The sequence below is a fragment of the Adlercreutzia sp. ZJ473 genome (genome assembly GCF_013185065.1).
Taxonomy (GTDB): domain Bacteria; phylum Actinomycetota; class Coriobacteriia; order Coriobacteriales; family Eggerthellaceae; genus CAAEEV01.
In genome coordinates this window covers 1-8691 of record NZ_JAAVTO010000075.1, presented here as the reverse complement: position 1 = coordinate 8691, position 8691 = coordinate 1, and the positions used below count along the sequence as shown (strand labels likewise).

Genomic DNA, 8691 nt, shown 5'->3' with positions numbered 1-8691 from the left:
GCAGCATTCGCCAGCGTGCCAGCGCTCGCAGCATCCGCCAGCGCGCCGGCATCTGCGGCGCTCGCCGCGGCAGCCGGCCCCTCGGGCGCGAGGTACGCCGCGATGCCCGCCGCCGCGCGCTTGCCCGCGCCCATGGCCAGGATCACCGTGGCCGCGCCGCTCACGGCGTCGCCGCCCGCGAACACGCCCGGCACCGACGTGGCGCCCGTCTCCTCGTCGATCACGATGAGGTTGCGGCTCGTGGTGTCGAGCCCCGGCGTGGTCTGCGCGATGAGCGGGTTGGTCTTGTTGCCGATGGCGATCACGTACATGTCGCACGGGATCACGTGGTTCGAGCCCTCGATCGCCCGCGGGCGGCGCCGCCCGCTCTCGTCGGGCTCGCCGAGCTCCATGTCGACCACCTCGACGCCGGTGAGCCAGCCCTGCTCGTCGCCGTGCAGCTTCACCGGGTTGGTGAGCGTGCGAAACGCGATGCCCTCCTCCTCGGCGTGGCGGATCTCCTCGGCGCGCGCGGGCATCTCGGAGCGCCCGCGGCGGTACACCACCGTGACGTTGGCGCCGAGGCGCTTGGCCGTGCGCGCGGCGTCCATGGCCACGTTGCCGCCGCCGACCACCACGCACCGATGCCCCGCGTGCACCGGCGTGGCGTAGGCGGGGAACTCGTACGCCTTCATGAGGTTCACGCGCGTGAGCAGCTCGTTCGCCACGCACACGCCGTTGAGGCCCTCGCCCTCGATGCCCATGTAGCTGGGAAGGCCCGCTCCCGTGGCCACGAACACGGCGTCGAAGCCGCGCTCGTCCAGAAGCTCGCGCACGTCGAAGAGCTTGCCCACCACGGTGTTGACCTCGAACTTCACGCCGAGCGCCTCGATGGCCGCCACCTCGCGCGCCACCAGGCTCTTCGGCAGGCGGAACTCGGGGATGCCGTAGGTGAGCACGCCGCCCACCTCGTGCAGCGCCTCGAACACCGTGACGTCGGCGTGGTGCTTGGCCAGCTCGCCCGCGCACGTGAGCGACGCGGGGCCCGAGCCCACCACGGCCACGCGCTTGCCGGACAGGTCGGTTCCCGGCACGATCACCGGCACCGCCTTGCCGCCGAGCGGCGTGATCTCGCTGTGCTCGCCCGCGCTCGTCGTGCCGCCGACGGCCGCGTCCGCCGCGTCCGCGCCATCGCCTGCGCCCTGGCTCGCCTGAGCCGCGCGCACCTCGTCAGCGCGCGCCGCGCGCCGCGCGGCCAGCGCATGGGCCGCCTCCTGCGCGTGGTCGTCGGCCCAGTCGGCGATGAAGCGCTCCAAGCGGCCGATGCCCACCGGCTCGCCGCCCTTCTGGCCGCGCATGCACACGCCCTCGCACTGCGACTCCTGCGGGCACACGCGCCCGCAGATGGCGGGCAGCGCGTTGGCGTCCTTCACCGCCGCGTACGCGCCCGGGAAGTCACGCTGGGCGATGAGCGCCACGAACTCGCGGATGGGCACGCCCACCGGGCAGCCCGCCACGCAGGGCTTCGAGTTGCACTGGATGCAGCGGCGCGCCTCGTTCACCGCGCGCTCGGCGTTGTAGCCCAGCGTCACCTCGGAGAACGTGTGTGCGCGCTCGAGCGGGTCGAGCACCGGCATGGGGGTCTTGTACCCCTGGCGGTTGTAGTTGAGGACCTTCGCCATGGCCTACTCCCCCTCTCCGTACACCGCTTGGCCCGCGCCCGTGGCCTCGGCGTGGCTCGCCGCGCGCGCGGCCTCATCGCGCGCCGCCTTCGCCTCCAGGGCCGCGCGCACCTTGGCGGCCTTCGGGGGATCCATGGCGGCCAGCTTGGCCTCCATCTCGGGGTCGAGCGTGATGCGCGCCGCCCTCCGCGGCCCGGCCGCGGCCTCTTCCGCCGCGCGCTCCGCAGCCCGCCGCGCCGCCATCACGTCGCAGTCGCGCGCCTCGCTGGCCAGCTGCTTCGACATCCTCTTGCGCGCCGACCCCTCGTAGGCGCGGTACATCACGCTGCGGCGCATGGCGTCGTCGTAGTCCACCAGATGCCCGTCGAAGTCGGGCCCGTCCACGCAGGCGTGCAGGTACTCGTCGCCCACCTTCACGCGGCAGCCGCCGCACATGCCCGTGCCGTCGATCATGATCGGGTTCATCGACACGAGCGTGCGGATGCCGAACTCCTTCGTGGTGAGCGCCACGAACTTCATCATGATGACCGGCCCCACGGCCAGCACCAGGTCATAGTCAGCGCCCTCCTCGATCCAGCGGCGCAGAGGCTCGGTGACCACGCCCTTGTTGCCGTTCGAGCCGTCGTCGGTCATGATGATCGAGCGGCTCGAGCACGCCTCGACCTCGTCCTTGAGGATGATGAGGTCCTTCGTGCGGAAGCCCGTGATCACGTCGACCTCGCAGCCGTGGTCGTGCAGCCACTTGGCCTGCGGGTACGCGATGGCCGTGCCCAGGCCGCCGCCGATGACGCACGCGCGGCGCGCGCCCTCGAGCTCGGTGGGGTTGCCGAGCGGGCCCACGAAGTCGAGCAGGGTGTCGCCCGCCTGCAGGGTGGCCAGGCGCATGGTGGTCGCGCCCACCGCCTGGAACACGATGGTCACCGTGCCCGAGATGGGGTCGGCCGCGTTCATGGTCAGCGGGATGCGCTCGCCCTCCTCGTCGATGCGCAACATGATGAACTGCCCCGGCTTGATCTTCTTGGCGATCTCGGGAGCGGAGATGACCATGCGGGTCACTTCCGCGTTCAGTGCTTCCACGCTCTTGATAAGGTACATATGATGCCCTTCTTCTTCGCATGCAGAAAACGCGCGGGCGCGTTGCGAAGCGGCTCCCCTTGCGCTCGCGGTCTCGCGTTTCGGAAGCTTACAGTATAGCAAAGCCGCAATCGGCGAGCGTGCCGATTGCGTTCACCAACGGTTTATTTTATGGCGGCATTTCAGCTGCAGATAGCGGCCCGCGAACGCCTGGGTGCGGCGGAATACGGCGCCCCGACGCGCGCGCCAGCTCGCCGACGCGACCTGCATCCGCCAGCCCGCAACCAGCGGGTCACCCGACGCGCGGGCCCTGGTTGCGCGCCTACTGCTCCGAGGCGCCCTCCGCCTCGCGCGGCGGACGGGTTCCCAGGAGCTCGCCCAAGGTGGCGAAGTCGTTCTCCAGCGCGAGGCGCTTGCTGCCGTCGTAGAGGGCGGCGGCCGGGTGGAAGATCGGGAACACCTTGAAGCGGCCGGCGCGCTGCAGCGTGCCGTGCAGGCGCGTGATGCCCACCTCGGTCTTGAGGATGAACTTCGTCGAGAAGTTGCCCAGCGTCACGATGAACTCCGGGTTGATGGTGCGCGTCTGCTCACGCAGAAACGGCGTGCACAGCTCGATCTCCTCGGGGCGCGGATCGCGGTTCCCCGGCGGGCGGCACTTCAGCACGTTCGCGATGAACACGTCGTCGCGCGTGAGGCCCGCGATGCCCAGAAGCTCGTTGAGGTACTTGCCCGCGGCGCCCACGAACGGCTCGCCCTGCAGGTCCTCGTTCTTGCCGGGCGCCTCGCCCACGATGAGCACGCGCGCGTCCGGGTTGCCCACGCCGAACACCGTCTGCGTGCGCCCGTCAGCCAGAGGGCAGCGGCGGCACGCCTCCACGTCCGCGCGGATCTGCTCAAGCGGAATATGCGGTTTGGGAATGCCCATGCTCTCTCTTCTTCCCCTTCTTGCCATTCTCTCTCCATCGCTCCCCTGTCGTTCGCAACGACAGCGAGGGCTCGCACGATGCCCGAGACAGCCCCGCCGCTAGGCCAAGCGGCCTTCGCACCGCGCCGCGCCCAAAACTATGAACGGTCCTGTGGACCGTTCAGGACCAGTCATGCGCCCGAGAGGGCGCGTCCTGAGCAGCTCAGCTGACCAGGGCCCAGGGGTCGCGCGAAGCCGCAGCGGCAGGGCGAGCACATCGACCTACCGGTATATCCGCGGAAGGCGCGAGCAGCCGAACCCGATGGCGATCTCGTGCTGGATGGTCCCCAGCTTGTCGGCCATCTCGTCGATGGTCACCACGGCGTCGCCCGCCTCGCCCACGATGAGCACCTCGTCGCCGATCTGCGGGTCCACGCGGCGGCGCGTGGCGTAGGTGCGCAGATCGACCTCGAACATGCACTGGTCCATGCAGATGTTGCCCACCTGACGGAACGCCTTGCCGTCCACGATGAAGTCGGTGTTGCCGGACAGCCCGCGGCGCAGGCCGTCGGCGTACCCGATGGGCACCGTGCAGATCTTCACCGAGCCGGGGCTGCGGTAGTGCATGCCGTAGCTCACGCCCTCGCTCATGGGCACGAGCTTGGCGTCGGTGACGCGCGCGTGCACGCTCATGGCGGGGCGCAGGTCGATCTCCCCGTACGTCTCGGGGCACGGGTAGAAGCCGTAGAGCGAGATGCCCAGGCGCACCATGTCGAAGTGCACCTCGGGATAGCGGATGCCCGCCGCCGAGTTGGCCGCGTGCACGATGCCCGGGTCGACGCCGGCGGCGCGCAGGGCGTTCACCGCCTCGAGGAAGCGCTTCGCCTGGATCTGGAAGTCGAGCGTCTCGGCGCAGTCGGCCGTGGCGAAGTGCGTGAACGTGCCCACCAGGTCGAGCGCGCGGTGGAAGCCCACCTGGTGCATGAAGGCCACCACCTCGTCGTGGCGCACGCCGATGCGGTTCATGCCCGTGTTCACCTTGAGGTGGAACGGCGCGCGCAGGCCCAGCGAGTCGGCCGCCTCCGCGTACTGGATGGCGAACTCCGCGGTGTAGACGCTCGGCATGATCTTGTACGCCAGAAGCAGCGGGATGGAGGAGATGGGGGGCTCGCCCAGGATGAGGATGGGCGCGTTCACCAGCGCCTCGCGCAGCTGCACGGCCTCGTTGACGGTTGCCACGCCCAGGTACTCCGCGCCCGAGTTGAGCGCCGTCTTGGCGCAGCGCACCGCGCCGTGGCCGTACGCGTCGGCCTTCACCACGGCCATGAGGCGACAGCCGCGCGCGAGGCGGCTCTTCACCGCCATGGCGTTGTGGCGGATGGCAGCCAGGTCGATCTCGACCCACGCCCAGCGGCGGTCCGTCTCGGGGATGGTGGCCAGCTTGTCGGGGTCGAAGCTGGGGGCGGCGCCTTCCGCCTCGGACGCGGCGAGGAACTGGCCCATGGTTCGAGACGCCGCCGGGGCGGAGGGCTTCCCCCAGACGCCGTCGGGCTTGCCCTCGCCGTCGCGCGCACCGGGCACCTGCCAGCCGGCGCTCGCCGCGCGGGAGGCCGATGCGTCGCGCGGGGCGCTCGCGGCCTTCGCGGCCGCCTCGGCCTCTGCCTTCTTGATGGCGTCGCTCGCCGAGACGAAGCCCGCGTCGTGACGGGGCCTGCTGGTAAATCCGTTGGGAATGTCGCTCATGTTCCTCTTGCCTCACACCTGCGCCGCTGCGCGCAAGGCAGCGGCTCGCCGAATCACATCCCAGCAGTATAGCGCAAAAGCCCCGCCCCGAACGCAACGCGACGCGGGGCCCACAGGACGCAGGGGAACGGAGATGCAGCGTGCCGTTCGACGGCTACGTGGACGCAAGGGCACCGGGGCGCGACGTGCCGTTCGACGGCATGCCGCCTGACAGCCCGCACTTCCGCCGGCGCGAGACAGCCTCGCGGCATACTGCGTCGTCGCTTCGAACCCCGCCCACGACCATCGAAGACCCTATCCGCCAGGCCCGTGGAGGCGGAAGAAGACGCGTCGGTCACCATCGTCCCCGCGAACGAGCCGGCCATACGCGACCTGATATACACGGTTCGCGGAGTGCAGGCAAATGGTGGACAGCGATCTCGCAATGCTTTACGGGGTTGAAACCAGGATCATCAACCAAGCTGTTCGTCGCAACCAGGGACGCTTTCCCGAACACTTCTGCTTTCAGCTGAACAAGGACGAGTGGGAGGTTTTGAAGTCACAAACTGTGACTTCAAAACAGGCAGAGGGCAGCGGCGGACGCCGCAAGCTCCCAAATATGTTCACCGAACAGGGCGTGGCAATGCTCTCTGCCGTGCTCAGAAGCGAGACCGGCACAATTTGACGGCGAATAGTATTAGGCCAGCAGTAAGCTGTTTGCACCAAGATAGTCCATGAAGGAATCGATGATTTTCTCTGTGCGATCGTCAATCGCCTGCATGGTGAAGTCGCTTTGCCCATCAGCCATCAGCAAAAGCTCCCGATTGCCCGTACCCTCGCGGTACCCGCGTGCACTCTCGAAACCTCGGTAGTATTTCTTCTTGTCCTCGAACCGGTAGTCTGACGCGCGAATGTTGATGCGTTTCTCGAGCAGCGCCTTATTGCCCAAGGATTCGAGCTTCGATTTGTCGCCATTTTCAACTTCCGCGCGCTTCTTTGCGTAGATGTGCTCGATTTCAAAAACCGTACTTAATTCAAGAAGCGGCTGCTTCTCATCTTCGAAAGCCCACCACGCGAGCATGGAGCGCGTGATTGGACGACCGTTGTTGAAAGCGTATGTCATGAAGCGACCGTACAGCGCCTCGCGGTCAAAACGATGCTCGACAAACTCAACCTCCTCGCCGTTGACGATACGAATGAGCTCGGGGTACACGGGCGTGCGCAGTGAATTGACACCTGGACGCTCAATCGCATAAGCCCAAATGAAGGCCGTGATCTTGTGCAAAAACCTGTAAAACTCGACCTCGTCGAGCTTGCCTTCCTCATCCTTGTGAGTCATGAACCAGACGGAAACGATGTAAGCCCACATGCCATTCGGCGCATAGTTGAGTACGAAAAGTCGGCGAAGTACCCGCTTAGAGAACACCTGATCATCCTGCTCGGATACGGCCAGCCAGAACGCCGCGAGGGCCTCGAGATTTTCAAGCGTCTCTTCTGACTTGAGCAGCTTGTACGAGTCGCGTTCGTAGAAGTTACGTAGGGCCTCGGTCGTAGTGTTGCGATTGCCCTGCTTGGCCCGCTCATAGTACATGTAGCGCGTGAAGAGTTCGTCCATGGGCGTCCCGCGCGACGGCTTGAAGATCTTGTCAGCAATATCTTCCAGCGCCTTCCAGCGCTCGACGAAGCGATCCTTCTCGCTGCGGCCGAAGAAGAACTTATAAAACTGCGATTTGAAAATGTCTGCGTCAGACAGCGGCAAACCGCGGTCATTGAGCGTCGAGAAGATGCGGAGAGCTGTTCCTTGGGATTCGGCCTCGATAGGCAGGAGAATCACATTGTTGAGGATACGCCAGACGAAGATAGCCACATACGTTGGGTATTTGCTCACAAGCTCCGAGATCTTGTTCTGGTAGAAGGCAAAGGTCTTGGCATACTTGCTCTTCTGGCTAGCCTTAACTTCGCCGGTACCGAGGATGGAAAGAAACTCTTCTTTGTCCTTGTCTGAGGCAACTTCGGAATCAATCTTGAGCCTAGTCTTGTCGACCTTGTTGAGAGCACCTGTTTTCCAGATGCAGGTCTCAAGGTCGGCGTGCATGGTCTTGGAGTCGGTGTCCTTCATGAACTCGAACTTCGAGCAGAAGGCGCGAAGCAGCAGCATGATGGTGGTAAGGCGCTGCTGACCGTCGATGATCTCCAGCTTGTCATCCGTGTTGCGGAACGTCACGATAGGGCCGAGGAAATACTCTTCATTCTCGTCGAATTCTTCCTCTCCCTCGCCTGGAAGCGCGAAAGCGAAAAGGTCATCCCAAAGAGTCCCGCACTCATCTTCGGTCCATGCATAGGGACGCTGATAGTCGGGAATGAGGAAATCAGCTTTCTTGGCTGTGAGAAGATCCTTGATGGTCTTTTGGTCGATGTTGAGTTTCGACATCTGCACGATCCTTTACGGCTTGCACCTGCAAATCTATAGTCATTTTATCGCGAAGTGTTGCGTTTTGGATTAGCCTGCGGCTCAGCATTGCGGCCAATAGGTTAATCTGTGGCACCACTCAACTACGCCTTCGCCAGTTTGGATGCGGCATTGTTCGTCTATACCCAACTGATGGCGAAAGGCCGTGCAAGATGAATGACGAAGCCTGCTGCAGCGCTAGACCGAATCGAGCGCGAAGAAAGAAAGCAGGCGACATCGGAGAGCAGCAACCTCAGCAGCTACCTTTTTCCTGTACTTCGGCGTTAGATCAATGAGGCCTCTAGCGTACTTCTCCCCCAATGATTACCTGCCCTTAGATTTGATGAGCATGTGATCGTGAAAGGCGAAGCCGGCACTTTCTTCGCGCAACCTCGACACGCACAGCGCGAAGGATGCGGCAGATTCGCAGAGTGTTTCCAAACAATCAGTCGAGGGGCTACCCTCGCAGTATCGTGACGAGAAGGCTGCCCTTGCCGAGCTGTTGCATTTGCACATGGAGCCGAGAAAGGCGAAGCGCATGCGCGATGGCATCGTCGAGCAGGTGAGCCTCGATCTGCAAAGCGAGCTCCCAAACGCCAAGGGGTTCAGCACCACGAACCTGTGGCACATGAAGAAGTGACATCGGTTCTATGCCAACGAAGCAGGGAGCGTATTTCTCCGGCAGCTCGTTGGAGAAACGGACAACGTGGCCCCTGGGCAGCTCGAACAAGTTGGCAGCACGGAATCGAAGAAAAACACTACGGGGCCGAAGAGCTAATATCGTATCGCCGAAGCGATGCGCTTCGGGCCGCTCGGTCAGCGGATGCGGCATGGTTCAGAAGAATTGTGCAGAGCACCTGCGTGGTCTTGCCACCGCATCC

5 protein-coding genes and 1 pseudogene are annotated in these 8691 nt (G+C 64.8%); 1 reads left to right on the top strand and 5 read right to left on the bottom strand.

Annotation, left to right across the window (positions count from 1 at the left end; translation table 11 throughout):
• From HRL41_RS11060 to alr, 4 genes and pseudogenes are all read right to left on the bottom strand, one after another.
• Positions 1–1661, bottom strand: a 1661-nt coding sequence (locus HRL41_RS11060; RefSeq protein WP_172137077.1) for an FAD-dependent oxidoreductase, incomplete at its 3' end; no start/stop codon positions are given.
• Between the two features lie 276 nt (positions 1662–1937).
• Positions 1938–2756 (bottom strand): annotated as a pseudogene (locus HRL41_RS11055) (sulfide/dihydroorotate dehydrogenase-like FAD/NAD-binding protein); the annotation flags it as partial.
• A 301-nt stretch (positions 2757–3057) separates the two neighbouring features.
• Positions 3058–3654, bottom strand: a complete 597-nt coding sequence (locus tag HRL41_RS11050) for a uracil-DNA glycosylase (RefSeq protein WP_172137078.1) — start codon at positions 3652–3654, stop codon at positions 3058–3060.
• A 267-nt stretch (positions 3655–3921) separates the two neighbouring features.
• Positions 3922–5142: an alanine racemase gene (gene alr, locus HRL41_RS11045; protein ID WP_371808844.1), complete on the bottom strand. Its 1221-nt coding sequence runs from the start codon at positions 5140–5142 to the stop codon at positions 3922–3924.
• Positions 5143–5785: 643 nt separating this feature from the next.
• On the opposite strand from alr, the gene HRL41_RS11040 reads away from it, so the two are divergent.
• Complete coding sequence (locus HRL41_RS11040) at positions 5786–6046, top strand: ORF6N domain-containing protein (RefSeq protein ID WP_172137075.1); 261 nt, start codon at positions 5786–5788, stop codon at positions 6044–6046.
• Positions 6047–6058: 12 nt separating this feature from the next.
• On the opposite strand, the gene HRL41_RS11035 is transcribed toward HRL41_RS11040, so the two are convergent.
• Positions 6059–7792: a DUF262 domain-containing protein gene (locus tag HRL41_RS11035; RefSeq protein WP_172137074.1), complete on the bottom strand. Its 1734-nt coding sequence runs from the start codon at positions 7790–7792 to the stop codon at positions 6059–6061.
• Positions 7793–8691 lie beyond the last annotated feature (899 nt).

Excerpts from the sequence above, each read along its gene's own strand:
- HRL41_RS11040 (WP_172137075.1), top strand. The coding sequence starts at position 5,786 with ATGGTGGACAGCGATCTCGCAATGCTTTACGGGGTTGAAACCAGGATC.
- HRL41_RS11035 (WP_172137074.1), bottom strand. The coding sequence starts at position 7,792 with ATGTCGAAACTCAACATCGACCAAAAGACCATCAAGGATCTTCTCACA.
- alr (WP_371808844.1), bottom strand. The coding sequence starts at position 5,142 with ATGGGCCAGTTCCTCGCCGCGTCCGAGGCGGAAGGCGCCGCCCCCAGC.